Raw genomic sequence first — 26,873 nt, 5'->3', positions numbered from 1 at the left:
GGGCGCGTGAAGACCTTGATCAGGAACATCGGGCAGATCGTGTCGGGGGACATCGCAGCGCCCCTGCTCGACGGCGACACGATCGCGATCGAGCACGACAAGATCGTGGCGGTGGGCCGCGGCCTCGACGGCGACGCCGACACCGTCATCGACGCGCGCGGCACCACGGTGGTGCCCGGCCTCATCGACTCCCACTGCCACCCCGTGTTCGGCGACTTCACGCCGCGGCAGCGGACGATCGACTTCATCGAATCGGGCCTCCACGGGGGGATCACGACCATGATCTCGGCGGGCGAGGTGCACCTGCCCGGACGGCCGAAGGACATCGTGGGGCTCAAGGCGCTCGCGATCGTGGCCGCGAAGGCCTACGCCAACCAGCGGCCGGCCGGGGTGAAGGTGCACGCGGGTGCGCCGATCCTCGAGATGGGCATGGTCGAGGACGACTTCGCGGAGATGGCGAAGGCGGGGGTGAAGCTGGTGGGGGAGATCGGCCTCGGCTCGGTCCGGACCGGCAAGGACGCCGCCCCGATGGTGAAGTGGGCGAAGAAGCACGGCATGACCGTGACCATCCACACCGGGGGCCCGTCCATCGCGGGCTCCAACGCGATCAGCGCGGACGTGGTGCTGGAGGCCGATCCGGACGTGGTGGGTCACATCAACGGCGGCACGACCTCGATGAGCGAGCGGGAGATCGACGGGCTGGTCGCCACGCGGATGGCGCTCGAGATCGTCCACTGCGGCAACGGCAAGACCGCGCTGCACACCCTGCGCCGCGCCCGGGAAGCGAAGGCCACCGACCGGGTCATCATCGGTCTCGACGCCCCGTCCGGCACCGGGGTCGTCCCGCTGGGCATCCTGCGAGTGCTCGCTCACCTGGCCTCGCTGGGCGCGGTGGCCCCCGAGGAGGCGGTCTGCATGGCGACCGGGAACACCGCGCGTGTCTACAAGCTGCCGGTGGGAGTGATCGCGCCCGGACGCGAGGCCGACCTCTGCATCGTGGACGCGCCGATCGGCTCGCAGGGACGCACCGCGCTCGAAGCGCTCACCGTCGGCGATCTCTTCGGCGTCTCCATGATCGTCATCGACGGCCGGATCCGGATCGGGCGGAGCCGAAACACTCCGCCCGCCATGCGTGCGGCAGAGGTCGTGAAGGGCCACGGCCCCGCCGCGGGAGGACACTGATGAAGATTCGCAAGCTGCTGACGGTCGTGGAAGAGATCCAGGAAGACGGCGGGCGCCGTCTGGAGCGGCCGCTCCGGAAGGTCGCGGCGGTGGCGGTGATCGAGAACCCGTTCGCGGGCCGCTACGTGGAGGACCTGCAGGAGCTGGTGAAGACGGGCGAGGAGCTGGGCGATCTGCTCGGCCGACGCGCGGTGGCCGCGCTGGGGGCGCCGGTGCACTCCTACGGCAAGGCGGCCATCGTGGGCGCGGACGGCGAGTACGAGCACGCCGCCGCGATCCTCCATCCCACGCTGGGCACGCCGTTCCGCGCCGCGGTGGACGGGGGCAAGGCCATCATTCCGTCCGCCAAGAAGCTGGGCGGCCCCGGCACCACCATCGACGTGCCGCTCCACTACAAGGACGCCGCCTTCGTGCGCACCCACTTCGACGCGATGGAGGTGCGGCTCAACGACGCCCCCCGCGCCGGCGAGATCCTGGTCGCCCTCGTGGTCACCGACGGCGGCCGGCCCCACGCGCGAGTCGGCGGCCTCACCGTCGCGGAAGCGAAGAAAGAGGATGGCCTCCGATGAGCCCCGAAGGGGCGAAGAGGCCCAACCGCATCGCGAAGAAGATCGCCGCAGCGCGACCTGAAAAGAGAAGTCACGGAAGCAACGCGGCAGCGCGCTCCAAGATGAGCGCCAAAGGCGCGAAGAGGCCCAACCGCACCGCGAAGAAGATCGCCGCAGCGCGACTTGAAAAGAGAAGTCACGGAAGCAACGCGGCAGCGCGCGCCAAGAAGAGCAGTGGGAAAGACCGCGCGCGCGTCCGCGCCGACCGCTCCATCCACGACATCTCCCCGCTGCCCAAGACCGGCGACCTGAAATTCGGCCTGCGCCTCCCGAGCTTCGCCCTCGGTGCGAAGACGGCCACCCTCGCCGAGATGGGCGCCTACCTGCGCCGCGCCGAGGATTTGGGCTTCGACTGCGCGGTCAGCATCGATCACCTGCTCCTCACCCCGCCGGCCTACTCGTGCACCTGGCTCGAGCCGCTCGCCCTGCTCTCGGCGCTGGCCGGTATGACCCGCACGATCAAGCTGGGGACCATGGTGCTGGTACTGCCGCTGCGCAACCCGGCGTACTTCGCCAAGGAGTGGGCCACCCTCGATCTGCTCTCGGGCGGCCGCAGCCTGCTCGGGGTGGGCGTCGGCTGGCACGAGCAGGAGTTCGCGCTGATGGGCGTGCCGCACAAGGAGCGCGGCCGCCGCATGGACGAGATGCTTGAGGCGGTCACCGCGCTGTGGGCCGGCGACAACGTGAGCTACGAGGGCCAGTACTACCGATTCCGCAACCTCACCATCGACCCCAAGCCGGTGCAGACCCCGCATCCGCCGATCTGGATCGGCGGGGGCAGTCAGCCGTTCGAGAAGGTGTACGGCCAGACCGTCACCAACATCGACCCGGTGCTGCGCCGGATCGCGAAGTACGCGAAGACCTGGGTGCCGCACTCCTCCGCGACCGCGGACATGGTGAGGGGCGACTGGGAGAAGATCCAGCGCTTCATGGCCGACAACGGCCGCAAGCCCGGCGACATGAGCAAGGTCTACTCGAACTTCGTCTGGGTGCTGAAGAAGGGCGAGAAGCCGGAGACCGCGATCCCGCACTTTCAGACGTACTCGGGCATGGACCTACCCTACTGGAAGGAGTTCTATCTCCTGGGCGAGGCCGAGGAGCTGGCCGAGAAGATCTCGGCCAAGGTCGCCAACCTGGGTGGCTGCGAGTACATCGTGCTCAATCCGCTGAACTGGGGAATGGAGCAGCTCGAGCTGCTGGCCGGCGAGGTGCTGCCCCGCGTGGCGAGGCCCTGAGCTGAGCACCCCGGCGCCGCGCTACCTGGGCGCTCAGGTCAAGCGGCTCGAGGACCCGCGCCTGCTGGCCGGGCAGGGGCGGTTTCTCGACGACATCACGCTGCCCGGGCTGCTGCACGCCGCCTTCGCGCGCAGCGAGCACGCCCACGCGATGCTCCGCGGCGTGGATGCCGCGGCCGCCCTCGCGGTGCCCGGAGTCGAGACGGCCCTGACCGGGCGCGACCTCGAGGGGGTGATCGCGCCCATTCAGGCTCGGCTGGAGGCGCCGGGCTTCGCGGCCACGCCCTGGCCCGCGCTGCCCACGGATCGGGTGCGGTTCGTGGGTGAGCCGGTGGCGGTGGTGGCGGCGGTGACCCCGTACGCCGCGGTCGATGGATGCGCCCGGATCGCGGTGGAGTACGATCCGCTGCCCGCGGTGCTCGACGTGGACCGCGCGCGGGACCCGGGAGCGGCCCGTCTTCATCCCCAGCACGGATCGAACGTGCTCTTCTCGCGTCGCGGGCGCCAGGGGGACGTCGACGCCGCCTTCGCGGCCGCCGCCCACGTGGTGCGCGAGACGTTCAGCCACGACCGCTGCTCGGCCGCGCCGCTCGAGCCCCGCGGGTTGATCGCGCACTGGGTCGGTGACGCGCTCACCCTGTGGCTGGGCGTACAGACCCCGAGCCTCATCCGCACCGGGGTGGCGCGCGCCTTCGGCATGCCCGAGGCGCGCGTGCGGGTCGTCGTGCCCGACACCGGCGGCGGCTTCGGTCAGAAGATGTACGTGATGCCGGAGGACCTGGCGGTGGCCGCGCTGGCCCGGCGGACCGGGCGGCCCGTGAAGTGGCTCGAGACCCGCCGGGAGAACCTGGCCGCCGCCCCGCACGCCCGCCAGCAGCGGGTCGAGGTCGAGGCGGGCGCGGATGCGGCGGGCACGCTGCTCGCGCTGCGTGCCCGCGTCTTCGCGGATGCCGGCGCCTACCACATCTACCCGCTCACCGGCGCCCTCGAGCCGCTCGGCACCGCCTCGATCCTGCCCGGTCCCTACCGCACGCCGGCCTACGAGTTCGAGCTGGCCGCATTCGCGACCAACAAGCCGCCGATCGGCGCCTACCGCGGCGTGGGCATGACGATGGCCGCCTTCGTGATGGAGCGCACGCTCGATCTGCTCGCGGACCGGATGGGCCTGGACCCCGCCGAGATCCGCCGGCGCAACCTGATCCCGCGCGAGGCGTATCCGTTCACGTCGGCGACCGGCTTCGTCTACGACAGCGGCGACTATCCGAAGGCGCTCGAGCAGGCGCTCACGCTGGCCGACTACGAGGCCCGCAAGCGCGAGCGCGACGCCGCGCGCCGGACGGGGCGGCTCCTGGGCGTCGGGATCGCGTGTTACACCGAGTACACCGGCATGGGCTCGGAGACCTACCGTCGGCGCGGGCAGACCGACGTGCCGGGACACGAGGGCGCGACGGTGGCCATGGCCGCTGACGGCACCGTGACGTGCTACATGTCCTTCCCCTCGCAGGGCCAGGGGCACGCCACCACCACCGCCCAGCTGGTCGCCGACGAGCTGGGCGTACCGCTGGATACGGTGTCGGTGCGGCAGCCCGACACCGCCGTCTCGCCCGGCGGCAGCGGCACGTTCGCGAGTCGCGGCGCGGTGACCCAGCGCGGCGCGGCCGCGGTCGCCGCGGCCACCGTGCGGCGAGCGCTGCTGGCCATCGCGGGCCGGATGCTCGAGGCGAGCCCCGCGGACCTGCTGCTCCGCGACGGGCGGGTGAGCGTGCGCGGCATGCCGGACCGCGCGGTGGCGATCGAGGAGGTCGCGCGGGTGGCGCACACCCCGGGCGCGGAGGGGCGGCCCGAGGGGCTGACGCCGGGGCTCGAGGCCACCGAGCGGTTCGATCCGCCGGGCCCGACCTTCTCCGGGGCGGTGCACGTCGCCTCCGTCGAGGTGGACGGCGATACCGGGCGGGTGAGCCTCCGGGACTACGTGGTCGTGGAGGACTGCGGGCCGGTGATCAACCCGACCATCGTCGAGGGCCAGATCCACGGCGCGGTCGTGCAGGGCATCGGCGAGGCGCTCGGCGAGCGACTGGTCTACGACGAGAGCGGGCAGCTGCTGACCGGCACGTTGATGGATTACGCGCTGCCGGTCGCCGCGACGGTGCCGTCGTTCACCGTCTCACATCTGGAGACGCCCTCGCCGCTCACGCCCGGCGGCTACAAGGGCATGGGCGAGGGCGGCACCATCGGCGCGCCCGCGGCGGTGGCCAATGCGGTGGCCGACGCGGTGCGGCCGCTCGGCGTGGCGGTCACCGCGCTGCCGATCTCCGCCGAGACGCTCCGTCGACGCGATGGAGCCTAGCGCGGGTCGCCGGCGTCAGAGCTACGATCTCAAGCCGGAGGCCGGGCTCGTCCCGGCATCCGAGAAAGGACGATCATGAAGATCATCCTGGCCGCGGTGGTGGCGATATGGATGGGGCTGGGCGCGCTCGCGGTCCGTCCGGCCCAGGCCGACGACGTGAAGGTGTTCAGCGCGGGGGCGGTGCGTGCGATCGTGACCGACCTCGCCGAGCAGTTCCGGCAGGAGACCGGCACCACCGTGACGTTCTCGTTCGGCACCGCCGGCCAGACGCGGCAGAAGCTCCTGAGCGGCGAGCCGGTGGACGTGGTGATCCTGACCGACGCGGGCATCGACGACATGATCAGGCAGGGCGCGCTGGCCTCCGGGAGCCGCGCGGATCTCGCGCGCACCGGCATGGGGGTGGGGGTGCGCGAGGGCGCGCCGAAGCCGGACATCACCACCAGCGAGGCGTTCAAGACGACGCTGCTGAAGGCGAAGTCGCTCGTGTACGTGGATCCGGCGCAGGGTGCGACCAGCGGCGTGCACTTCAAGAGCGTGCTCGAGCGTCTGGGCATCGCGGACGCGGTCCGGAGCAAGACCCAGCTCGTGTCCGGCGGCTATCCCGCCGAGAAGGTCGCGAGCGGCGAGGCGGAGCTGGTGGTGCACCAGATCAGCGAGATCGTCCCGGTGAAGGGCGTGACGCTGGTCGGCCCGCTGCCGCCGGACTTCCAGAAGGTCACGGTCTACTCGGCGGGCCTGGCCGCCCGCAGCCCGTCGCCGGGGGCGGCCCGGGCCTTCGTCGCGTTCCTGACGCGTCCGGCCTTCAAGCCGAAGCTCGCGGCGGCCGGGCTCGACTACCGGTAGCGCCCGACGATCCGCTGGCGCAGGGCGATCAGGCAATAGAGGGAGGCGACCAGCTCGAGCGTCTCCTCCAGCAAGGGGCGCGGCAGGCCCATCGAGGCCATCATCCGGTTCATTCGTCGCTCGAAGAGCTCGGTGACGGCCAGGATCGCGACGGCCACGAAGAAGAGCCGGCCCCAGTCGGTGCGCAGGGCCGACCGGGCCCACGCGAGCAGCTCGGGCAGATGCCGGAGCGCGTAGACGGTGGCGGCGAGCGCGAGCCCGCCCACCACGACGACGAAGAGGATCTGGCGCCGGTGGCCCGCGCTCACGTCGCGCACGAGCCGATCGATCGTGATCCGGCCGGCGAGGAGCGTCGGCAGCTCCATCTCGCTCACCACCAGGAACGCGAAGCCGGCGGCGAGGAGCACGTCGGGAGCGCCGGTGCCTCCGCTCGCGCGCTCGAGCGCCGCGAGCCGCAGGCAGATCACGCCGGCCCCGGCCAGGCAGATGACCTGCAGCCACTCGGCCACGCCGTTCTCGACGACCAGGCGGTCGGCCAGGGGGACGTTCACCGCGGTCACGATCGCCATCACGCCGACGATCACCGCGGTGAGCGCGGCGGCCAGGCGATACAGGCCCGTTGGTCCCGCCCGTCCCGTGCTGCCCGGAAGCATGATGCTCTCCTCGAGGTGCAGGGTGGCGTGGCTGCGCCGAGTGTAGTGGCGATCCTTCGGAGCGTCAAATCGTCGTGATATCGTGCTGATCGTGTTCGCGTCGCCGGGAGCCATCGCGTTCGCGGCCGGACCGATCACCGTCCGGTGGTACGGCATCCTCATGGCCACCGCGATCCTCGTCGGCTTCTGGCTGGCCCACCGTCGCGCCGTCGAGGAGAACCTGCCCGCGGACGATCTCCTGCGGGCCGCCCAGTGGGCGGTGGTGGCGGGGCTGGTCGGCGCCCGCCTCTACGAAGTCGCGTTCAACTGGGACTACTACGGGCGCTATCCCGGCAAGATCATCGCGGTGTGGGAGGGCGGCCTCGCCATGCACGGCGGTCTCATCGTGGGCCCGCTGGTCGGGGTGCTCCTGGCGTGGCGGCTGCGCCTGCCGATCCTCCGATGCCTCGACGTGATCGCCCCCAGCATGGTGCTCGGACAGGCCATCGGGCGCTGGGGCAACTTCTTCAACGAGGAGGCATTCGGCCGTCCGACCGATCTGCCCTGGAAGCTCTACATCTCGCCGGCCCACCGGCCGCCCGAGTTCCGCAACGACGACTTCTTCCACCCCACGTTCCTCTACGAGTCGCTGTGGGACCTGCTGGTCTTCGTGATGCTCGTGTGGTGGGTGCGTCCGCGGGTGCGCCGCCATCCTGGCGCGATCTTCTTCTCCTACATCGGGCTCTACTCGGTGGGCCGCTTCTTCATCGAGTCGCTGCGGCTGGACAGCTTCTGGCTCGGCTCGCTGCGGGTGCCTCAGCTGGCCAGCGTGGCCGGCGTGCTGGTCGCGTTGGCCGGCCTCTTGTGGGTGCTCAGGCGGCCGCCCGTCGAGCCGGGAGAATCGACGCGGCCCGGCGGGGCTACGGGTACAGCCCGCGCGCCACGTGGGCGTCGGCGACCCGGCTGACGCCTTCCATCAGGGCGCCGGTCCGGAGATCCACCCCGTTCTTCTGGGAGGTCTGCCAGACGCGATTGAACGACCGGGCCATGATCTCCTGCAGCCGCGAGATGATCTCGCTCTCCTTCCAGAAGTAGTACTGCAGGCCCTGGACCCACTCGAAGTAGGAGACGACCACGCCGCCCGCGTTGCAGAGGATGTCCGGGATCACGGTGACTCCGCGATCGCGCAGGATCACGTCCGCCTCGGGGGTGGTGGGACCGTTGGCCGCCTCCGCGACGATGAGGGCCTTGACGCGATCGGCGTTGCGCGCGTGGATCACCGAGTCGACCGCGGCCGGGATCAGGACGTCGCAGGGCTGCTCGAGGATCGCCTCGTTGCTGATCGGCTCCCCGCCCGGGAAGCCGGCCACGCTGCCGGTCGCGGCCACGTGGGTCTGCAGCTGCCGGACGTCGATGCCGTCGGGGTTCCACACCCCGCCCTCGACGTCGCTGATGCCCGCGATGGTGCAGCCGTCGTTCCACAGCAGGCGCGACGCGGTGCCGCCCACGTTGCCGAAGCCCTGGAGCACGATCTTCTTGCCGCGCAGCTCCTGGCCCAGCGCCTTGGCCGCCTGGTACAGCACGAACACGATGCCGCGCCCGGTGGCCTCGCGGCGGCCCGCCGAGCCGCCGACGATGAGCGGCTTCCCGGTGACCACCCCGGGCACGCTCTTGCCCTGGGTCATCGAGTAGGTGTCCATCATCCAGGCCATGGTCTGCTCGTCGGTGCCCAGATCGGGCGCCGGGATGTCGATGTCGGGCCCGATCATGAGGATGATCTCGGTGGTGTAGCGACGGGTGAGGTGCTCGCGCTCCCGGGCCGACATCTCCCGCGGATTGCATCGGATGCCGCCCTTGGCCCCGCCGTAGGGCAGCCCCATCAGCGCGCACTTCCAGCTCATCAGCATCGCCAGCGCGGTCACCTCGCCGAGGTTCACGCCCAGGTCGTAGCGGAGGCCGCCCTTGGTCGGGCCGAGCGCGGTGTTGTGATGGACGCGGTAGCCGATGAAGACCTCGGTCTGCCCGCTGTCCATGCGGATGGGCACCGAGACCACCAGGGCCCGGCGGGGGAATCGCAGCCGCTCGTGGATGTCGTGATCGAGATCGAGGCGGGTCGCGACCTGGTCGAGCTGGGCCAGGGCGGTGCGGTGCAGCTCGGAATCGAACTCGGGCGAGTCGTGCATCGATCAGGCTCCTTCGTGGAGTCGCGGGTTCCGGGCGAGGCGCAGGACGGCGAGAGAGCGGCCGGCCAGCTCGTACCGCTCCCCGGTGCGGAGCGGCGGGCGCCCGGCCTCTCCGTCCCAATCGCGGGTGTCGAGCACCGGCGCCCAGCGCGCCCGACCTTCGTGGGCCGGCAGCACGAACGACACCGCCTCGTGGTGCGCGTTGAGCAGGAGCAGGAAGGTGTCGCCGACGATGGGCTCGCCCAGGTCGTCAACCTCTTCGATGGCGTCGCCGGACAGGCGCAGCCCCAGGCAGCGGCCGTGGCTGTTGCTCCACTCCTCGTCGGTCATCTCGTGCCCGTCCGGGCGGAACCACGCCAGATCCTTGACCGCTGAGCCCTGGATGCGGCGGCCCTGGAAGAACGTGCGGCGGTGGAACACCGGATTCGCGCGCTTCAGCTGGATGAGACGGCGCGTGAAGTCCATCAGCCGATGCCCGGTCTCGGCGGGCGGCCAGTGCAGCCACGAGATCTCGTTGTCCTGGCAGTAGGCGTTGTTGTTGCCGTGCTGGGTGTGCGCCATCTCGTCGCCCGCGACCAGCATCGGAATGCCCTGGGAGAGGAAGAGAGTGGCCAGGAAGTTGCGCATCTGCCGCTCCCGCAGCGCGATGATCTGACCGTCGTCGGTCGGCCCCTCCACGCCGCCGTTCCACGAGTTGTTGTCGTCGGTGCCGTCGCGGTTGTCCTCGCCGTTGGCCAAGTTGTGCTTGCGGTCGTACGAGACGAGATCGGCGAGGGTGAAGCCGTCGTGGGCGGTGACGAAGTTGACGCTCGCGTGAGGCCGGCGGCCGCCCGTCTCGTAGAGATCGCTCGACCCGGTCAGCCGGAAGCCCAGCTCCGCGACCTGGCCCTCGTCGCCCCGCCAGTAGCGGCGGATGGTGTCGCGGTACTTGGCGTTCCACTCGGCCCATCCCACCGGGAAGTTGCCGACCTGGTAGCCCCCCTGGCCGAGATCCCACGGCTCGGCGATGAGCTTGACCTGCGAGATCACCGGGTCCTGATGCACCACGTCGAAGAAGGCGGAGAGCCGGTCCACGTCGTGCAGCTCGCGGGCGAGGGCGGCCGCGAGGTCGAAGCGGAAGCCGTCCACGTGCATCTCGAGCACCCAGTAGCGCAGGCTGTCCATCAGGAGCTGGATGGTGCGCGGGTGCCGCATGTTCAGCGTGTTGCCGCACCCGGTGTAGTCGACGTGGTAGCGCAGGTCTTCCGGGTCGAGGCGGTAGTACGCGGCGTTGTCGATGCCGCGGAAGCAGAGGGTGGGGCCGAGATGATTGCCCTCCGCGGTGTGGTTGTAGACCACGTCGAGGATCACCTCGACGCCGGCCCGGTGCAACGTCTTCACCATCTGCTTGAACTCGTCGACCTGCTGGCCGAGGTGCCCGGAAGAGGAGAAGCGCGAGTCCGGACAGAAGAAGCCGATCGAGTTGTAGCCCCAGTAGTTGGTGAACCCGCGATCGGCCTGGTACTTCTCGGTGACCGAATGGTGAACGGGCAGCAGCTCGACCGCGGTCACCCCGAGCTCGGTGAGGTGCCGGATCGCCGCCGGCGAGGCCAGCCCCGCGTAGGTGCCGCGCAGCTCGGACGGGACGTCGGGGTGCAGGCGGGTGAAGCCCTTGACGTGCGTCTCGTAGACGATCGTGTTCGACCAGCGGGTGAGCGGCGGGCGGTCGCCCTCCCAGTCGAAGGTGGTGTCCACCACCACGCTCTTGGGCAGGTAGGGCGCGCTGTCCCGGTCGTCGGGCTTGAGATCGCCGGCGCGATCCCCGATGCGGTAGCCGAAGAAGGTGTCGCTCCAGTCCAGCGTGCCCGCGATCGCCCTCGCGTAGGGATCGAGGAGGGCCTTGGCCGGATTGAAGCGATGGCCCTGCCGCGGCTCGTAGGGGCCGTTCACCCGGTACGCGTAGAGCGCGCCCGGGCGCAGCCCCGGGACGTAGACGTGCCAGACCTGGTCGGTGCGCTGCTCGATCCGGATCTGGCGGATCTCCTTGCCCGGATCGCGCTCGTCGTACAGGCAGAGCGCCACCGCGGTGGCGTGCTCGCTGAAGAGGGAGAAGTTCACGCCTCCGCCGTCCCACGTGGCCCCGAGCGGGTAAGGCCGACCCGGGCGTGGGCGCGGCACGTCGTCGGTCATGTGCGCGCCGCGGTCACGCGGGAACGAGCCAGACCGCGGCCAGCGGCGGCAGGGTCAGCACCACCGAGTGCGGCTGGCCGTGCCACGGCGTCGGCTCGCTCGGCACCCCGCCCGAGTTGCCCACGTCGCTGCCCCCGTACAGCGCCGCGTCGGTGTTGAGGATCTCGCGGTAGTAACCGGGCCGCGGGACCCCGACCCGGTAGCCCTGCCGCGTGAGCGGGGTGAAGTTGCACGCGCACAGGAGCAGGGTCGTCTGGTTGCGGGCGAAGCGGCAGAAGGTGACCACGCTCTGCTCCCAGTCGCTGCAGTCCATCCACTGGAAGCCGGCCGGCTCGAAGTCGACCTCGTGCAGCGACGGATCGCTCCGGTAGATGCGGTTCAGGTCCTTCACCATGCGCTGGACGCCGCGATGGAAGGGTCCCATGTCGAGCAGCCCCCAGTCGAGCGCCCGGTCGTGATTCCATTCGTCGGACTGGCCGAACTCGCCGCCCATGAACAGCAGCTTCTTGCCCGGATAGGCCCACATGAACGCGTAGAGCAGGCGCAGGTTGGCGAACCGCTGCCAGTCGTCGCCCGGCATCTTGCGGGCGAGGGAGCGCTTGCCGTAGACCACCTCGTCGTGGGACAGCGGGAGCACGAAGTTCTCGCTCCAGGCGTAGAGCAGGCCGAAGGTGAGCTGGTTGTGGTGGTACTTCCGGTGCACCGGCTCGTGCTGCATGAACTCGAGGATGTCGTGCATCCACCCCATGTTCCACTTGAACCCGAAGCCGAGGCCGCCCAGGTACACCGGCCGGGAGACCTGCGGCCACGCGGTGGACTCCTCGGCGATGGTGGTCGCGCCGGGCTCGCCGCCGTAGACGACCTCGTTCATCCGCTTCAGGAACGCGAGCGCCTCCAGATTCTCCCGTCCGCCGTACTCGTTGGGCACCCACTCGCCGGCTTTCCGAGAGTAGTCGCGGTAGATCATGGAGGCGACCGCGTCCACCCGCAGCCCGTCGATGTGGTACCGCTCCAGCCAGAACACCGCGTTGGCGATGAGGAAGTTGGCCACCTCGCGGCGGCCGAAGTTGAACACGCGGGTGCCCCAGTCGGGGTGATCGCGCAGGTGCGGATCGTCGTGCTCGTAGAGGTGGGTGCCGTCGAAGTAGGAGAGGCCGTGCGCGTCCTTCGGGAAGTGGGCGGGCACCCAGTCCATGATCACGCCGATGCCGCGGCGGTGCAGGATGTCCACGAAGGCCATGAAGTCGGCGGGGGTGCCGTAGCGGCGGGTGGGCGCGTAGTAGCCGAGGGTCTGATAGCCCCACGAAGGGTAGTACGGATGCTCGGTGATCGGGAGCAGCTCCACGTGGGTGAAGCCCATCTCGCTCGCGTAGTCGGCGAGCCGCTCGGCGAGCTCGCGGTAGCCCGGGATGCGACCATCCGGGCGCCGCCACGAGCCGAGGTGCACCTCGTAGATCGCCATGGGCCGCGTCAGGGCGTTGCGATGCTTGCGCTCGTCCATCCACTCCGCGTCGCCCCAGGCGAAGCCGCTCAGGTCGGTCACCGCGGAAGCGGTGCGCGGCTCCTCGGCCTCGAAGCCAAACGCGAGCGGATCCGTCTTCAGGGCGAGGAGCGCGCCGTCGCGGCCGAGGATCTCGTACTTGTAGCGGGCGCCCACCGCGACCCCGGGCACGAAGATCTCCCAGATGCCGTGGCCCGGGTGCAGGCGCATCGGCTGGCGCCGTCCGTCCCAGCCGTTCCAGTCGCCCACCACGCTCACCCGCCGCGCGTTGGGCGCCCACACCGCGAACCGCACACCGTCGACGCCCTCGTGGCGGATGGGATGGGCGCCGAGCCGCTCGAAGAGCCGGTAGTGGGTGCCCTCGCCGAGCAGGTGCAGGTCGTACGAGGTGAGCGTCGGCCCGAAGCGGTAGGGGTCCTCGACCTCGGCGGCCTGTCCTTGCTCGTCCACGACACGCAGCCGATACGCCACCGGCAGGCTGCCGCGGATTTCTCCCTCCCAGAACCCGACCGGATTGCGCGAGCGCAGCGCGGTCGAGGAGCCGTCGGGGAGCACCACCGCGACGGAGCGGGCGCCGGGCCGAAGGACGCGCACGCTGAGCGTTCCGTCGCGGGCGGCGTGGGGGCCGAGCACCGCGAAGGGGTCGCCGTGCTGACCGGCGACGATGGAATTGATCGCATCCGGGCGGAGCGGAGTGTGTGGCATGGTCGGTCGGTCCTGCGCCGCCCGCCGGGAACCGCGCGAGCGGGGTGTCTAGAACGAGCGGATCAGTCGCTCGACGCGCTCGTCGTGGCTCTGGAATGGGTCCTTGCAGAGAATCGTCTCGCGCTCCGGATCGTTGAGCTTGAGATAGACCCAGTCCACTCGGTAGTCCTTGCCCTTGAGGTTGGCCTGACGGATGAATTCGCCCCGCAGCCGGGCCCGCGTGGTCTGCGGGGGCACATGCTTGGCGCGCTCGATGGATTCATCGTCGGTGATGCGGTCCACCAGGTCGCGACGCACCAGACTGAAGTACAGCCCCTTGTCGGGCCGGATGTCGTGGTACTGAAGGTCCATGAGCGAGACCTTGGGGTCCCGCCAGGACAGACGGTTCTTCTCCATGTAGGCCTGGATCAGCTGCTGCTTGATCACCCAGTCGACTTCCCGGTTCAGCTGCATGGGATCGTCGGCGAGCTGCTCGATCACGTAGGTCCAGCGGGCGAGCACGTCGCGGGTGATCGGATCGGCGTCGATGGCGGCCACGTAGCGGGTCGCGTGCTCGAGGTACTCCATCTGCAGCTGCAGCGGGGTGATGGCCCGGCCGTCCTTCAGCCGGATCGTCTCGCGCAGCGTCGGATCGTGACTGATGTCCCGGATGGCCTGCACCGGGGACTGCAGGCTGTAGTCCCGGTCGAAGTGGCCATCCTCGATCATGTCCAGGATGAGCGCGGTGGTCCCCACTTTCAGGTAGGTCGCGACCTCGGACATGTTGGAGTCGCCCACGATCACGTGCAGGCGGCGATACTTCTCGGCGTCGGCGTGCGGCTCGTCGCGGGTGTTGATGATCGAGCGGGACGAGGTGGTGGCGCCCGAGATCTCCTGGCAGATGTGCTGGGCCCGCTGCGAGAGGCAGTAGTGGAAGCCGCGCGGAGTCTGCAGTACCTTGCCGGCGCCCGCGAAGATCTGCCGGGTCACGAAGAACGGGATCAGGCCTTCGGCCAGGCGCTGGAACGAGACGTCGCGGCTGACCAGGTAGTTCTCGTGGCAGCCGTACGAGTTGCCCGCGGAGTCGGTGTTGTTCTTGAAGAGCAGGATGTGACCGGAGATGCCGTCCTCGCGCAGCCGCTTCTCGGCCTGGTGCAGCAGGTCCTCCACGATCCGCTCGCCCGCCTTGTCGTGGATGACGAGATCCGCGATGTCGTCACACTCGGGGGTGGCGTACTCGGGATGGAAGCCGGTGTCCAGGTAGAGCCGGGCGCCGTTCTCCAGGAAGACGTTGGCGTTCCGGGCCCCCGGGATCACCTTCTCGAAGAGGTACCGCGCCACGTTGTCGGGAGACAGACGACGCTGGCCGTTCAGGGTGCAGGTGAGGCCGTATTCGTTCTCGAGCCCGAAGATCCGGCGCTTCATGTGGCCCTCAGGGTAGCAGGGGAGGAGCCGCGGGGCAAGAAACCCCTGGGAGGGGACCTCGACGGCCCGGCCGGTCGAGGCTAGCTGGTTTCGCTGAGGAGCTGGTGCAGGACCTCGGCCGGGATGCGCCGGAACTTGCGGCGCTCCTTGGTGCGATCGAGCACCGCGACCTCGAGGTCGCGCTCGGTGAGGGTCTTGTTCTGGGTCACCATCAGGGCGCGCACGCCGAGCCGCAGGGCCTGGGAGAGATCCAGGCTGTCCTGGAAGTTGTCCTTCAGATAGCGGCGGATCTCCTCGGACTGCCCGCCCATCGCCGCGTAGTTCTTCTCGTCCTCGATCGTGCCGTCGTAGAGGATGTGGTAGATCTCGTTCTTGGTGCCGTTGTTGTCGCCGACCTCCACCACCAGCACCTCGACCTCGAACGGCTTGATGTCCTGGGTGAAGATATTGCCGAGGGCCTGCGAGTAGGCGTTGGCCAGCGACTTGGCGCTGACGTCGCCCCGGCTGTACGAATAGCCCTTGATGTCGGCGTGGCGCACCCCGGCCACCCGGAGGTTCTCGAACTCGTTGTACTTGCCCACTCCCGCGAAGGCGATGCGGTCGTAGATCTCCGAGATCTTGTGGAGGAGGGTCGAGGGGTTCTCGGCCACCAGCAGCACCCCGTCGCGGTACTCGATGGCGACGATGGCCCGGCCGCGGGAGATGCCCTTGCGGGCATACTCCGCCTTGTCCTTCATCATCTGCTCGGGGGAGACGTAGTAGGGCAGCGGCATGGGGCGCGCTCGCGGGCTAGAGGCGGTTGCGGTCGTTGAGGATCGCTTCGCAGTGACGCCGGATCTCGTCGTCGGCGACGTCCGCGAAGCCGGAGCGGGTGATCGTCTTCACCGAGGGCACGATGCCCCGCTGCAGATCGGGCCCGCCGGTGCCGAGATCCTCGTCGGCCGCGTCGATGAGGGCCTCGATCGCCACCCGTAGGGCCTCGTCGCGGCTCATGTCGCGCTTGAAGCGCTTCTTGAGCGAGTCGCGCGCGTCCTTGCCGCCCGAGCCCTGGGCGAAGTAGTCGGTCTCCTCGTAACGGCCGCCGGTCACGTCGTACTTGAAGAGGCGGCCCAACCCGGAGCGCTCGTCGAAGCCGGCGAAGATCGGCACCACCACCAGGCCCTGCATGGCCATGGGCAGGTTCATGCGGATCATCTGGCCGAGCTTGTTGGCCTTGCCCTCGAGCGAGAGGTTCTCGCCCTCGACCTTCTCGTAGTGCTCGAGCTCGGTCTGGAAGAGCCGGGCCATCTCCATGGCCGGGCCCGCCGCCCCCGCGATGCCGACGCCGGAGAGGTCGTCGGCCTTGAAGATCTTGTCGATGCGGCGATGGGCCACCTGGTAGCCCTCGCTCGCCTGGCGGTCGCCCGCCATGATGACCCCGTCGCGGTACCGGATCGCCAGCACGGTGGTGCCGTGGGGCACCGACGGCGCGCCCGCGTCGTCCGCGCCGGACTCGGAGCGGCCCGGGAGGAGGTGAGGGGCCGCGCGATTGAGGATCTCGGCGAAGCTCGAGGTCGAATAGTCGAAGAAGGCGCCCTTCCAGACGCCGCCGGACCCGCGCTCCTCGAGCATCCTAGAAGTCGCCGCTCGGCTTGCCGAGATTGCGGAGCAGGTCGCCCGCGCTGGGCGATTCGTCGAAGAGCTGCCGCACGTGCGCCTCGGTGCCCCGGAGCGGCTCCAGCATGAAGATCTTCTTGAGCGGGCCTTCCTTCAGATCGAAGATCACCGAGTCCCACGAAGCGGAGACCACCTCGTCGGAATACTTCTGCAGGCACATCCCGCGGAAATAGGCCCGGGTGTCCTTGGGCGGGTCGTAGATCGCCTTGGTCACCTCGTCCTCGGTGGTGAGGCGCTCGACCGCGTCCGATTCCTCCAGCTTGTAGTAGAGGCCCTTGCTCGGCCGGATGTCGTGGTACTGCAGGTCGATCATGGCGACCCGGGAATCCGACCAGTCGCAGCCGTGCTTGGCCATGTAGTTCTCGATGATGTGCCGCTTGATCACCCAGTCGAGCTCGCGTTCCAGGCTCATGGGATCCGCGGCGAGGCGATCCAGCACCGACCCCCAGCGCGCCATCACGTCGTCGACCCACGGCTCGTGCTCGCGCTCGCGGTAGTAGCGATGGGCCAGGTCCAGGAACTCGCGCTGCAGATCCACCGCGCTGAGAGAGCGGCCGTCCTTCATCCGCATGACCTCGCGACACGAGAGGTCGCGCGATACGCGACGGTACGAGAGCACCGGGCTGTCCAGCGACAGGTCGCGGTCGATGAAGTCGTCCTCGATCATGCTGAGCACGATGGCCATGGTGCCGCACTTGAGGTAGTTGGAGACCTCACTCATGTTGGCGTCGCCCACGATGACGTGGAGCCGGCGGTACTTCTCGGGGTCGGCGTGCGGCTCGTCGCGGGTGTTGATGATGGGCCGGCTGTGCATCGTCTCCAGCCCCACCTCGGTCTCCAGGAAGTCGGCCCGCTGGGAGACCTGGAACTCGCAGAACTCGGTGTTGTTCTCCGCCCCCACCTTGCCCGCGCCGGTGAAGATCTGCCGGCTCACGAAGAAGGGGAGCAGGTACTGGACGATGCGGGCGAAGGGGACCTTGCGGTCCATGAGGTAGTTCTCGTGGGTGCCGTAGGAGTTGCCCTTCGAGTCGGTGTTGTTCTTGTAGATGAGGATGCGCTGCTCGGGGGGCGACACCGCCTCGGCCCGGGTGCGCGAGAGGTTCAGGATGCGCTCGCCCGCCCGGTCCCAGATCACGCAGTCGCGTGGGTTGGTCGTCTCCGGGGAGGAGTACTCGGGATGGGCGTGGTCCACGTAGAAGCGCGCGCCGTTGGAGAGGATGAGATTGATCAGACGCGACTCTTCCTTCGAGGGGACCTCCTTGTCCTCCATGTACTCGAAGCCGCGGGCGTCCCGCAGGGGACTCTCCGCCTCGTAGTCCCAGCGGATGCGGGAGGACCGGTAGGTCTCGTAGGAGTTGATCAGCAGCAGCGAGGAGAGAATCGGGTTGAAGTCGGGCTGGTTCTTGACCGTGATTCCGTATTCGGTCTCGATCCCCATCACCTTCGGAATCGCCATTGACGTCCCCGGGTCTTCGATCGTGCTGGGCATTGAAAGACACACGGCGGGGGGGAGCCCAGCGCTCCCCCCCGCCGCAGGGCCTACAGGTACTGGCCGGTATTGATCACGCGCTCGACGGCGCGCTGCTTTTCCTTCGTCTCGCCCATGAGCGGCTTCACGTACACGATCCGCTCGCCCTTCTTGCCCGCGATCTTGGCCCAATCGTCGGGATTCGTGGTGTTGGGCAGATCCTCGTTCTCCTTGAACTCCTCGCGGACCGCGTTGAGCAGGTCCTCGACCTTGATGCCCTTCTCGCTGAGCTGGATGTAGCGCTTCAGCGCGAGCTTCTTGGCCCGGCGCACGACCGACTCGATCATCGCGCCCGAGGAGAAGTCCTTGAAGTAGAGGACCTCCTTGTCGCCGTTGGCGTAGGTGACCTCGAGGAAGCGGTTCTCCTCGCCGAGGCTGTACATCTCCTCGATGGTGGCCGCGATCATGCGATCCACCGCGCCCTGCGTGTCGCCGCTGCTCTGCCGGATCTCGTCCTCGTGGATGGGCAGCTCGACGGTCATGTACTTGTTGAAGATGTCGACCGCGGAGGCGGCGTCGGGCCGCTCGATCTTGATCTTCACGTCGAGCCGGCCGGGACGCAGGATGGCCGGGTCGATGAGGTCCTGGCGGTTGGAGGCGCCGATGACGATGACGTTCTTCAGGTGCTCCACGCCGTCGATCTCGGCCAGCAGCTGCGGCACGATCGTCGTCTCCACGTCGGAGGAGATGCCCGACCCGCGGGTGCGGAACAGGGCGTCCATCTCGTCGAAGAACACCACCACCGGCACGTCCTCGGCGGCCTTCTCGCGCGCCTTGATGAAGATCTCGCGGATCTTGCGCTCGGTCTCACCGACGTACTTGTTGAGCAGCTCGGGGCCCTTGATGTTGAGGAAGAAGCCCTTGACCTTCTCGCCGCGCTTCTCCGAGATGCGGGCGGCCAGGTTGTTGGCGACCGCCTTGGCGATCATGGTCTTGCCGCAGCCGGGAGGTCCGTACAGGAGCACGCCCTTCGGCGGCGCGAGGTGGTGCTCCTTGTAGTAGTCGGCGTAGAGGTAGGGCAGCTCGACCGCGTCCTTGATGGTTTCGATCTGGCTGCCGAGCCCGCCGATGTCGTCGTAGGAGATGTCGGGCACTTCCTCGAGCGAGAGGTCCTCGACCTCGCTCTTGGGGAGCTTCTCGAGGAGGTAGCCGCTCTTGGCGTCGATGAGCAGGTGATCGCCGATCTTGAGCTTCACCTGGCGCAGCGGATCCGCGATGATGCCGACGCGGTCCTCGTCGGCGCGCTGGGTGACGATGGCGCGCTCCTCGTCCAGCACTTCCTTGAGCACCACGACCTCGCCCTGGATCTCGTAGCCGGCGGTCTCCACCACGTTCAGGCCTTCGTTCAGCACCAGCTCTTGACCGGGCTTGATCTCCTCGGCCTTGATCGACGGGTGGAGGTTCACCTTCACCTTGCGGCCCTGCGAGAGGATGTTGACGGTGGCGTCCTCGTTGATCGAGAGGAACACCCCGTAGGTCGAGGGCGGCGCGCAGAGCTTGTCGACCTCTTCCTTCAGCGAGGTGATCTGCTCGCGGGCCTCGTAGAGCGTGTTGACCAGCTTCTCGTTCTGGTTGAAGGCCTGGACGAGCTGGCGGTTGGCTTCCCGGAGCTTGTTCTCGAGGATCATGAACTCCTTGGGAGCGTCCTCGAGCTTCTTGCGGAGTCGGCCGGTCTCGGTCTCCAGGGAGCGAACATAGGCCTGAAGGTCCTGGACCTGTACCTCGTACTCGGTAAGGCGGCGCCGGTAATTCGAGTCGGTCATGGGGAGGAACTTCGAGAGCCCCTTCATTCCGTCGGACGCGGGCTCCCGGCTAGGATTGCCCTTCTTGTCGAACTCCTTCATGTTCGCCCATTCCTTTCCGGGTGAACCATCGGGCACTTCCGCGCGCGTCTCGCGTCGCGCTCCGCCCAAGCCTCCGAAAGGTGACCTCAGTATAGGAGCCCGTTTCGCGGTAAGTCAAGCGAATTGGCCCCTTTTTGCCCTCGCGAGCGCTTGATTTCATTTCACTTTCTCCGATTCCCTCCAGGGCGATCACCTATCGCACTCACCGAGTGAAACCGGGGCCCCTCGCGAGCGGTTCCTCGTCGTCTCGACCACCTCCTTTAACGCTTGACAGACGGAAAGCAGGTTCGGTGCCACGCACGATGACGCCGATGTGCCCCGAGCCGAGCGCATTCGCGCCTCGCGGGCGCCGATCGCGGGCCGGTGCGCTCAGACGATGACCAACGCTGATCAAACTGATGAGTCCTTGCGCACTGGAAAGTGTTCCGTCGTATAACCGTCTCGATGCGAGGCGCAGCTTCCACGCCACCACCCCGTCGTCTGCCGCGCGTTTTCTGTCGTATTGCGATGACGGTGGCGGTCACTTTGATGCTGGCCGGCCCCGCGGGCGCCCAGGGCGGCGCGCTTCGCGTCGGCCTGGCCTCCATTGCCGCATCGCTCGACCCGGCCACCGCGCTGGAAGGCTCGGTCGCGATCATCGCCCGCCAGATGTTCGACACGCTGGTGCAGTACCGCGACGCCAGCAGCGACATCGAGCCCGGCCTCGCCACCCAGTGGTCGGTCTCCCGCGACGGGCTGGCGTGGACCTTCCGGCTCCGCGACGGGGTGCGGTTCCATGACGGCACTCCGCTCACGGCCCAGCACGTGGTGGAGAGCCTGGCGCGCGTCATCCAGCCGGACGCCCCGCATGCCCCCAATCCCAATGCGGCGGCCCCACGGCTGGTCCGGGGTACGCCGGGCGTGATCAAGGGGATCCGGGCGGTGGACGCGCGGACCGTCCAGATCGGGCTGCTCCTGCCCTATGCACCGCTCCCGGCGGTGCTGGCGCACCCCGCGTTCTCGATCGTGCTGACCGGCAGCCTTGGCCAGCGCTGGATCGGCACCGGCCCGTTCGTGCTGACCGAGGCCAGCGAGGGCCGCGTGGTCCTCGACGCGAACCCGGGCTACTGGGGCGGCACTCCCCGGTCCACGCGCCTGGTCTTCCTCGCCACGGGCGAGGACGCGCGTGGCGAGGCGATGCTGGACTCGCTGGCCGTCGACGTCGTGCTCCTGTCGACGGCGCCGTCGCGGCCCTCGGGCGTGCTCTCGGTGCCGAGCTGGGGCATCGGATACGTGGCCCTGAACACGGAGAAGGAGCCGTTCAAGCTGGTAAAGGCCCGACGGGCGGTCGCCGCCGCGCTCGACCCGGCGCTGATCGCTCCCGCGGTCACCCCGATCGGGGTTCCGCTGCTGTCGTTCCTGCCGCTGGGAGTATGGGGGCGGCGTGACGGCCCGCCGGTGCTCGAGGCCAGCGCGGCGAACGCCAGGCGGCTCCTCGCCGACGCCGGCCTCGCCCGCGGAACGTCGATCAGCCTGCTGATCGGCGACGACGGCCAGCGCGGAGACCAGACGCGGGTCGCCGAGGCCATCCGTGCCTCGCTCGCCCCGGCCGGCATCACGGTGCCCATCCAGACCGAATCGCCCGAGGTGGCCCTTCGGATCGCCCGAAACGCCCAGCACCAGATGGCGCTCATCGAGGCCCGGGTCGAGGCCGGCGACCCGCATTTCCTCCTCTACCCGCTCTCCAGCAGCGAGGGCGCGACCAAGGGCGCCGCCGCGGTCAACCTGTCCTTCTATCGCAACCGGACCATGGACGACCTCCTGATCCGGGGCAGCCAGGTCTCCTTTCGACCCGAGCGGCAGCGGCTGTACTTCCGCGCCCAGACCATGCTCTCCGAGGAGGTGCCGTGGATACCGGTGTACGTGCGGCTTCACTGGGGGCGGGCGCGCGGCGAGGTGCGGAATCTGCGGCTGCATCCGAGCGGCAACCCGCGCTTCGACCGGGTCTGGGTCGATCAGCCGGGTCCGGGGGCGCCGTCCGCGCCCGGGAGCGGGCGGTGAGATGCGGCCGGCTCTCGCTCCTCTGCTTGCTGCTCTTGGTCGCCGGGCCCGCGCACGGTGCGGATGGCAAGCCGGCGGGGACCCTGCGCGGGGTCTTCACCGCGGACCCGCCGACGCTCGATCCCGCTCAGGCCACCGACACCACGTCGTCCGCGGTGATCCGGCAGATCTTCGACACGCTCGTGGAGCTCGACGATCGCCTCCAGCCGGGGCCCGCGCTGGCCGAGCGCTGGACGGTGTCGCCGGACCAGCGCGTGTACACGTTCGTGCTCCGTGCCGGCGTGAAGTTCCAGAACGGCCGTCCGATGCGGGCCGCCGACGTGAAGTTCTCCTTCGAGCGCGCGGCGCGCGGGAAGCGCCCCTGGGTGTTCGAGAAGATCTCGGGCGCCCTGGCCTTCATCAAGGGGCAGGCCGGCGCGATCGCGGGCATCCGGGTGGTGGACGAGCGCACGGTGGAGCTCAAGCTCGACGCGCCGTTCGCCCCGTTCCTCTTCCTGATGGCCTACGACGCGGCGTCCATCGTGCCCCGCGAGGAGACCGAGCGGCTCGGCCTCGCCTTCGCCACCCGGCCGGTGGGGAGCGGGGCCTTTCGCCTGAAGGAGTGGCGCCGCGACGACCGAGTGGTCCTGGAGGCGTTTCCCGAGCACTTCCGCGGGGCGCCCGGGCTCGAGCGCGTCGTATTCCGGATCATCCCGGCCGAGATCACGCGCTTCAACGATTTCAAGGCCGGCAACCTCGACGTGAGCGACATCCCCACCGGCCACTGCCGGGCGGTCAAGGCCGATCCGTCGCTGAAGGGCCAGGTCGCGATCTGGCCGACGCTCGGCACCCACGCGATCCGCTTCAACGTCGAGCAGCCGCCCTTCAACGATCGGCGCATGCGTCTGGCCGTCGCGCACGCCATCGATCCGACGGGTATCGTGGACGGGCTCCTCGAAGGCTGCGTCATCGCGGGGAAGGGGATCCTCCCGCCATCGCTGCCCGGCTACAACCCGAAGGTGACCGCACCCAGATTCAATCGAGAGCGGGCGCGCCAGCTCCTGGCCGAGGCCGGCCATCCCGGCGGGCGTGGGCTGCCGCCGATCACGTATCACTTCAATACCGGCGACCTCAACCAGCGCATCGCGGAGCTGCTGCAGGCGCAGCTGCGGGAGGTGGGCCTCACGCTGGAGCTGCGGCGGCTCGACTGGGCGGCCCACATCAAGGTCGTGGACGAGGGCGCGGTGACCATGTTCCGCCAGGGGTGGATCGCCGACTATCCGGATCCCGAGAACTTCGTGACGGTGCTGTTCCACTCGCGCAACGTCGGCGCGGCCGGCAACACCTCGCGCTATCGCAATCCGGAGCTCGACCGGCTCCTGGACCAGGCCGACGCGATGCCGGCCGGCCCCGCACGCACGAAGATCTACCAGGACGCCGAGCAGCGGCTGCTCGACGACGGCCTCTGGATCACGCTCTACCATTACGCGAGCCGCGCCCTCATCCGGTCCACCGTCAAGGGGCTCGAGCGCTCGCCGCTCTCCACCGCGCCCGAGTTCCTGGCCCCCCTCCGCAAAGTCAAGATTGAGTGAGCTGATCGAGCCGGCGGCCCGGCGCGTGCTCGCGCTGGTGCCCGTGCTGATCGGCGTCAGCCTGCTGGTCTTCGCGCTCACCGCGGTCGGCCTGGGCGACCCCGCCCGCGCCATGCTGGGCCAACGCGCCGATCCCGAGCTCGTGCAGCAGATCCGCCGCGACTACGCGCTCGATCAGCCGGTGCACGTCCGCTACGCGACCTGGATGGGGCGGCTCGTCCGCGGCGACCTCGGCACCTCGTATCATCAACAGCGGCCGGTGGCCGAGGTCATCGCCGAGCGGCTGCCTGCCACCGTCCACCTGGCTCTCGCCGCCACCGCGGTGGCGGTGGTGGTCGGCCTCGCGGCCGGCGTCGTGGCCGCGCTGCGGCCGGGGCGCCTGCTCGACCACGCCCTGATGACCGCCGCGGTGCTCGGCATCTCCACGCCGGTGTTCTGGCTCGGCATGATGCTGTCGCTGCTGTTCGCGGTGTGGCTCGACTGGCTGCCCGTGTCGGGCTACGGCGACGGCGCCTGGGCCAACCTGGTGCTCCCCGCCCTCACCCTGGGAGCGATCCACACCGGGACGATCGCGCGCATGACACGCTCGAGCCTGCTCGAGGTCGTGCGCCAGGAATACATCCAGGCCGCCCGGGCCAAAGGCCTCGCCGAGTGGCGCGTGGTGGCCAAGCACGCCCTCCGCAACGCGTTGATCCCGGTGGTCACGGTCATCGGCATCGGCCTCGCCGACCTGCTCGTGGGCGCGCCGCTCACCGAGACCGTGTTCGCCTGGCCGGGCCTCGGCCGCATGCTGGTCGCCGCGGTCGGTCAGCGGGACCTGCCGGTGGTCATGGGCGCGGTGCTGATCTTCGCGGTGATCTACGTCCTCGCGAACCTGCTGGTGGATCTCGCCTACCTGGTCATCGATCCGAGGATCGGCCGTGCCCGCTGACGCGCTGCCGCTTCCGGCAGGGCTGACGCGAGCGCCCAGGGCACGCTCTCGGCGCGGGCGCCTGGTGGTCGGCGCCGGGCTGGTCGCGGCCTTCGCGCTCTCCGCGCTGCTGGCCCCGTGGCTCTCGCCGTACGATCCGGCCGCGGTTCCCTCCGCGCTGACGCAGGGGATGCTGAGGGCGCCAAGCCCGTCGCATCCCTTCGGCACCGATGCGCTCGGCCGCGATCTGCTCTCGCGCGTGCTCCACGGCGGCCGCGTCTCGCTGGCGCTCGGTCTCGGCGTCGAGGTCGTGGCCGGGGCGATCGGTCTCGTCATCGGCCTGCTCGCCGGCTACTACGGCGGCTGGCGCGACTCGGCCCTGATGCGGATGACCGACGTGGTGATGGCGTTCCCCTCGCTGATCCTGGCCATCGGGCTCATCGCGGTGTTCGAGCGCCCGGGTCTGGACAAGGTCGCGGTGGTGCTGATCGCGCTCGGCTGGACCACGATCGCCCGGGTCGTCCGCGGCGAGACGCTGTCGCTCAAGGAGCGCGACCACGTCCAGGCCGCCCGCGCGCTCGGCGTCGGGCACGGCGCGATCCTCTTCCGCCACATCCTGCCGAACGCGCTCGGCCCGGTCATCGTGACCGCCACGATCGGCGTCGGCAGCAACATGATCGCCGAGGCGGGTTTGAGCTTCCTGGGGCTGGGCGCCCAGTCGCCCACGATCTCCTGGGGCACGATGCTCGCCGACGGCCAGACCTTCCTCACCTCCGCTCCCTGGGTCGCCTTCTTCCCCGGCGCCGCCCTCCTTCTCGCCGTCCTCGGCATCAACCTCCTCGGCGACGCCCTCCGCGACCTCCAGGACCCCCGCTTCAAACCCTGATCCCTCGCCATCGCAAGCCGACCGAGCCACTCAACTGCGGAACAACGCGCATAGAAGGAACACGCGGAAAAGGACGAGGCGCGAAGGGACCACACGCACGTCATCGCGGGCGTGAAGAGCCCACGAGTCAGGAAACCGAGCGGGAGGGAGGGAGCGGGCGGGGCGCGGGGGCCGCGGGCTGGCCGGCTGACCCGTTCCTCCGCGGTCAGCCTACAGCGAAGACCTCCAGATTGGGAACTACTCTCCCGGATAAACGAAGAAGCGGGCCGTGGTCAGAGGCCAGCCCGCGGCCCCCGCGCCCCGCCCGCTCCCTCCCGGCTAGCTGTGCTTGCGAAGCTCGAGCCGCCCGATCTGCCGCCGATGCACCTCGTCCGGCCCATCCGCGAACCGCAGCGTCCGCGAGTGCGCCCACATCGACGCGAGGGGGAACTCCTGGCTCACGCCGCCGCCGCCGTGCAGCTGCATCGCGCGCTCCACGACGCGTCCGGTGATGTTCGGCACCGCCACCTTGATCTCCGCGATCGCCTGCCGCGCGGCCTTGTTGCCCACCGTGTCCATCATGTAGGCGGCGTGCAGGACCAGCAGCCGGGCCTGATCGATCTCGATGCGCGACTCCGCGATGCGCTCGAGCGTGATGTCGTTGTCGGCGAGGGGCTTGCCGAAGGCGACCCGGCGCGTGGCGCGCCGGCACATCAGCTCCAGCGCCCGCTCGGCCACGCCGATCTGGCGCATGCAGTGGTGGATGCGGCCGGGGCCCAGGCGTCCCTGGGCGATCTCGAAGCCGCGGCCTTCACCCAGCAGCATGTTCGAGGCGGGCACGCGCACGTTCTCGAAGAGCACCTCGCCGTGGCCGTGAGGCGCGTCGTCGTACCCGAACACGGTCAGCATCCGCAGCACCTTGATGCCGGGGGTGTCGCGCGGCACCAGGATCATCGACTGCTGCTTGTACTTGTCGGGGTTCTTCGGATCGGTCTTGCCCATGAAGATGAGGATCCGGCAGCGCGGATCGCCGATGCCCGACGTCCACCACTTGTGGCCGTTGATCACGTAGTGGTCGCCGTCGCGCTCGATGCGCGACTCGATGTTGGTGGCGTCGGACGAGGCCACCTTCGGCTCGGTCATGGCGAAGGCGGATCGGATCTTGCCCTCGAGCAGCGGATGCATCCACTGCTTCTTGTGCTCCTCGGTGCCGTAGCGCTCGAGCACTTCCATGTTGCCGGTGTCCGGGGCGGAGCAGTTGAACACCTCCGGCGCGATCGGCGAGCGGCCCATGACCTCGCAGAGCGGCGCGTACTCGAGATTGGTGAGGCCGGCGCCCCGATCGCTTTCGGGGAGGAAGAGGTTCCAGAGGCCGCGCTCGCGCGCCTTGGCCTTCAATTCCTCCATGATCGGCGGCACCTGCCAGCGCGTCGGGCCCGAGTTGAGCTGGTCGTGGAAGACCTGCTCGTTCGGGAGGATGTGCTTGTTCATGAAGTCGTGCAGCTGCTCCATGTACATCCTGGTCTTCTTCGAGTACTCGAATTCCATGTGGGCCTCCCGGCGCCGGTGGGGTTCGCTCGTCCTCCGCGTCGCCCCAACCCTAGGACCCCGGGTGGCCGCTTGTCAACGGGCCCAGCCGCCGCCGCCGGC

At 69.3% G+C, this 26,873-nt stretch carries 20 protein-coding genes; 10 read left to right on the top strand and 10 right to left on the bottom strand.

Going from position 1 to position 26,873, the window contains the following annotated elements:
- Positions 1-6 precede the first annotated feature (6 nt).
- The 5 genes from VKN16_01045 (at position 7) to VKN16_01025 (ending at position 6,215) form a co-directional block, all read left to right on the top strand.
- Entirely contained in the window at positions 7-1,182 is a 1,176-nt protein-coding gene (locus tag VKN16_01045; protein HME92785.1) for an amidohydrolase family protein, read from the top strand.
- Positions 1,182-1,751, top strand: coding sequence for an amino acid synthesis family protein (locus VKN16_01040; protein HME92784.1), 570 nt, complete (start codon positions 1,182-1,184; stop codon positions 1,749-1,751). The genes VKN16_01045 and VKN16_01040 overlap by 1 nt, the downstream gene beginning before the upstream one ends.
- Before the next feature lie 101 nt (positions 1,752-1,852).
- A complete protein-coding gene (locus VKN16_01035) occupies positions 1,853-3,025 on the top strand; it encodes a TIGR03619 family F420-dependent LLM class oxidoreductase (protein ID HME92783.1) in 1,173 nt (390 codons plus the stop codon).
- A gap of 1 nt (position 3,026) precedes the next feature.
- Entirely contained in the window at positions 3,027-5,372 is a 2,346-nt protein-coding gene (locus tag VKN16_01030; GenBank protein ID HME92782.1) for a xanthine dehydrogenase family protein molybdopterin-binding subunit, read from the top strand.
- Between the two features lie 75 nt (positions 5,373-5,447).
- A complete protein-coding gene (locus VKN16_01025) occupies positions 5,448-6,215 on the top strand; it encodes a substrate-binding domain-containing protein (protein ID HME92781.1) in 768 nt (255 codons plus the stop codon).
- On the opposite strand, the gene VKN16_01020 is transcribed toward VKN16_01025, so the two are convergent.
- Complete coding sequence (locus tag VKN16_01020) at positions 6,206-6,868, bottom strand: hypothetical protein (protein ID HME92780.1); 663 nt, start codon at positions 6,866-6,868, stop codon at positions 6,206-6,208. The two genes, VKN16_01025 and VKN16_01020, sit on opposite strands and share 10 nt — an antisense overlap.
- Positions 6,869-6,950: 82 nt before the next feature.
- On the opposite strand from VKN16_01020, the gene lgt reads away from it, so the two are divergent.
- Positions 6,951-7,814 carry a prolipoprotein diacylglyceryl transferase gene (gene lgt / locus VKN16_01015; protein HME92779.1) on the top strand — a complete coding sequence of 288 codons (864 nt, stop codon included), beginning with the start codon at positions 6,951-6,953 and terminating at the stop codon, positions 7,812-7,814.
- Here the strand turns inward: lgt and VKN16_01010 are convergent.
- From VKN16_01010 to arc, 8 genes are all read right to left on the bottom strand, one after another.
- Entirely contained in the window at positions 7,768-9,030 is a 1,263-nt protein-coding gene (locus VKN16_01010; protein HME92778.1) for a Glu/Leu/Phe/Val dehydrogenase, read from the bottom strand. The genes lgt and VKN16_01010 overlap by 47 nt on opposite strands.
- A gap of 3 nt (positions 9,031-9,033) precedes the next feature.
- Positions 9,034-11,199 (bottom strand): glycogen debranching protein GlgX, encoded by a 2,166-nt coding sequence (glgX, locus tag VKN16_01005; protein ID HME92777.1) that lies wholly within the window; start codon positions 11,197-11,199, stop codon positions 9,034-9,036.
- 13 nt (positions 11,200-11,212) lie between these two features.
- Positions 11,213-13,405, bottom strand: coding sequence for a 1,4-alpha-glucan branching protein GlgB (glgB, locus tag VKN16_01000; protein HME92776.1), 2,193 nt, complete (start codon positions 13,403-13,405; stop codon positions 11,213-11,215).
- A 48-nt stretch (positions 13,406-13,453) separates the two neighbouring features.
- The gene (gene pafA / locus VKN16_00995) at positions 13,454-14,809 is read right to left on the bottom strand and encodes a Pup--protein ligase (protein HME92775.1); all 1,356 of its coding nucleotides are present in this window, start codon (positions 14,807-14,809) and stop codon (positions 13,454-13,456) included.
- Positions 14,810-14,889: 80 nt separating this feature from the next.
- Positions 14,890-15,582 (bottom strand): proteasome subunit alpha, encoded by a 693-nt coding sequence (gene prcA / locus VKN16_00990; GenBank protein HME92774.1) that lies wholly within the window; start codon positions 15,580-15,582, stop codon positions 14,890-14,892.
- A 16-nt stretch (positions 15,583-15,598) separates the two neighbouring features.
- On the bottom strand, positions 15,599-16,420 hold the full coding sequence (prcB, locus tag VKN16_00985; GenBank protein ID HME92773.1) for a proteasome subunit beta: 822 nt from the start codon (positions 16,418-16,420) through the stop codon (positions 15,599-15,601).
- A gap of 1 nt (position 16,421) precedes the next feature.
- On the bottom strand, positions 16,422-17,921 hold the full coding sequence (dop, locus tag VKN16_00980; GenBank protein HME92772.1) for a depupylase/deamidase Dop: 1,500 nt from the start codon (positions 17,919-17,921) through the stop codon (positions 16,422-16,424).
- Positions 17,922-18,004: 83 nt separating this feature from the next.
- Entirely contained in the window at positions 18,005-19,756 is a 1,752-nt protein-coding gene (arc, locus tag VKN16_00975) for a proteasome ATPase (GenBank protein HME92771.1), read from the bottom strand.
- Positions 19,757-20,350: 594 nt separating this feature from the next.
- Between arc and VKN16_00970 the strand changes: the two genes are divergently transcribed.
- Genes VKN16_00970 through VKN16_00955 form a run of 4 tightly spaced genes read left to right on the top strand, consistent with a single transcriptional unit; the run spans position 20,351 to position 25,244 of the window.
- Entirely contained in the window at positions 20,351-21,877 is a 1,527-nt protein-coding gene (locus VKN16_00970) for an ABC transporter substrate-binding protein (GenBank protein HME92770.1), read from the top strand.
- On the top strand, positions 21,874-23,448 hold the full coding sequence (locus VKN16_00965; GenBank protein HME92769.1) for an ABC transporter substrate-binding protein: 1,575 nt from the start codon (positions 21,874-21,876) through the stop codon (positions 23,446-23,448). Before VKN16_00970 ends, VKN16_00965 begins: the two co-directional genes overlap by 4 nt.
- Positions 23,441-24,379: an ABC transporter permease gene (locus VKN16_00960; GenBank protein HME92768.1), complete on the top strand. Its 939-nt coding sequence runs from the start codon at positions 23,441-23,443 to the stop codon at positions 24,377-24,379. Before VKN16_00965 ends, VKN16_00960 begins: the two co-directional genes overlap by 8 nt.
- Positions 24,369-25,244: an ABC transporter permease gene (locus tag VKN16_00955; protein HME92767.1), complete on the top strand. Its 876-nt coding sequence runs from the start codon at positions 24,369-24,371 to the stop codon at positions 25,242-25,244. The genes VKN16_00960 and VKN16_00955 overlap by 11 nt, the downstream gene beginning before the upstream one ends.
- A 318-nt stretch (positions 25,245-25,562) precedes the next feature.
- Here the strand turns inward: VKN16_00955 and VKN16_00950 are convergent, their stop codons facing one another.
- The gene (locus tag VKN16_00950; protein ID HME92766.1) at positions 25,563-26,771 is read right to left on the bottom strand and encodes an acyl-CoA dehydrogenase family protein; all 1,209 of its coding nucleotides are present in this window, start codon (positions 26,769-26,771) and stop codon (positions 25,563-25,565) included.
- Between the last annotated feature and the right edge of the window lie 102 nt (positions 26,772-26,873).

The sequence above is a fragment of the Candidatus Methylomirabilota bacterium genome, from assembly GCA_035315345.1.
Taxonomy (GTDB): domain Bacteria; phylum Methylomirabilota; class Methylomirabilia; order Rokubacteriales; family CSP1-6; genus CAMLFJ01.
The sequence above is the reverse complement of the archived record's forward strand: the minus strand, read 5'-3'. Positions and strand labels throughout refer to the sequence as shown.

What these genes read in the sequence shown, in the direction of transcription:
- VKN16_01040 (HME92784.1), top strand. Translation starts at nt 1,182, where the DNA reads ATGAAGATTCGCAAGCTGCTGACGGTCGTGGAAGAGATCCAGGAAGAC.
- VKN16_01035 (HME92783.1), top strand. Translation starts at nt 1,853, where the DNA reads ATGAGCGCCAAAGGCGCGAAGAGGCCCAACCGCACCGCGAAGAAGATC.
- VKN16_01025 (HME92781.1), top strand. Translation starts at nt 5,448, where the DNA reads ATGAAGATCATCCTGGCCGCGGTGGTGGCGATATGGATGGGGCTGGGC.
- VKN16_01020 (HME92780.1), bottom strand. Translation starts at nt 6,868, where the DNA reads ATGCTTCCGGGCAGCACGGGACGGGCGGGACCAACGGGCCTGTATCGC.
- VKN16_01010 (HME92778.1), bottom strand. Translation starts at nt 9,030, where the DNA reads ATGCACGACTCGCCCGAGTTCGATTCCGAGCTGCACCGCACCGCCCTG.
- glgX (HME92777.1), bottom strand. Translation starts at nt 11,199, where the DNA reads ATGACCGACGACGTGCCGCGCCCACGCCCGGGTCGGCCTTACCCGCTC.
- glgB (HME92776.1), bottom strand. Translation starts at nt 13,405, where the DNA reads ATGCCACACACTCCGCTCCGCCCGGATGCGATCAATTCCATCGTCGCC.
- pafA (HME92775.1), bottom strand. Translation starts at nt 14,809, where the DNA reads ATGAAGCGCCGGATCTTCGGGCTCGAGAACGAATACGGCCTCACCTGC.
- prcA (HME92774.1), bottom strand. Translation starts at nt 15,582, where the DNA reads ATGCCGCTGCCCTACTACGTCTCCCCCGAGCAGATGATGAAGGACAAG.
- prcB (HME92773.1), bottom strand. Translation starts at nt 16,420, where the DNA reads ATGCTCGAGGAGCGCGGGTCCGGCGGCGTCTGGAAGGGCGCCTTCTTC.
- dop (HME92772.1), bottom strand. Translation starts at nt 17,921, where the DNA reads ATGGCGATTCCGAAGGTGATGGGGATCGAGACCGAATACGGAATCACG.
- arc (HME92771.1), bottom strand. Translation starts at nt 19,756, where the DNA reads ATGACCGACTCGAATTACCGGCGCCGCCTTACCGAGTACGAGGTACAG.
- VKN16_00950 (HME92766.1), bottom strand. Translation starts at nt 26,771, where the DNA reads ATGGAATTCGAGTACTCGAAGAAGACCAGGATGTACATGGAGCAGCTG.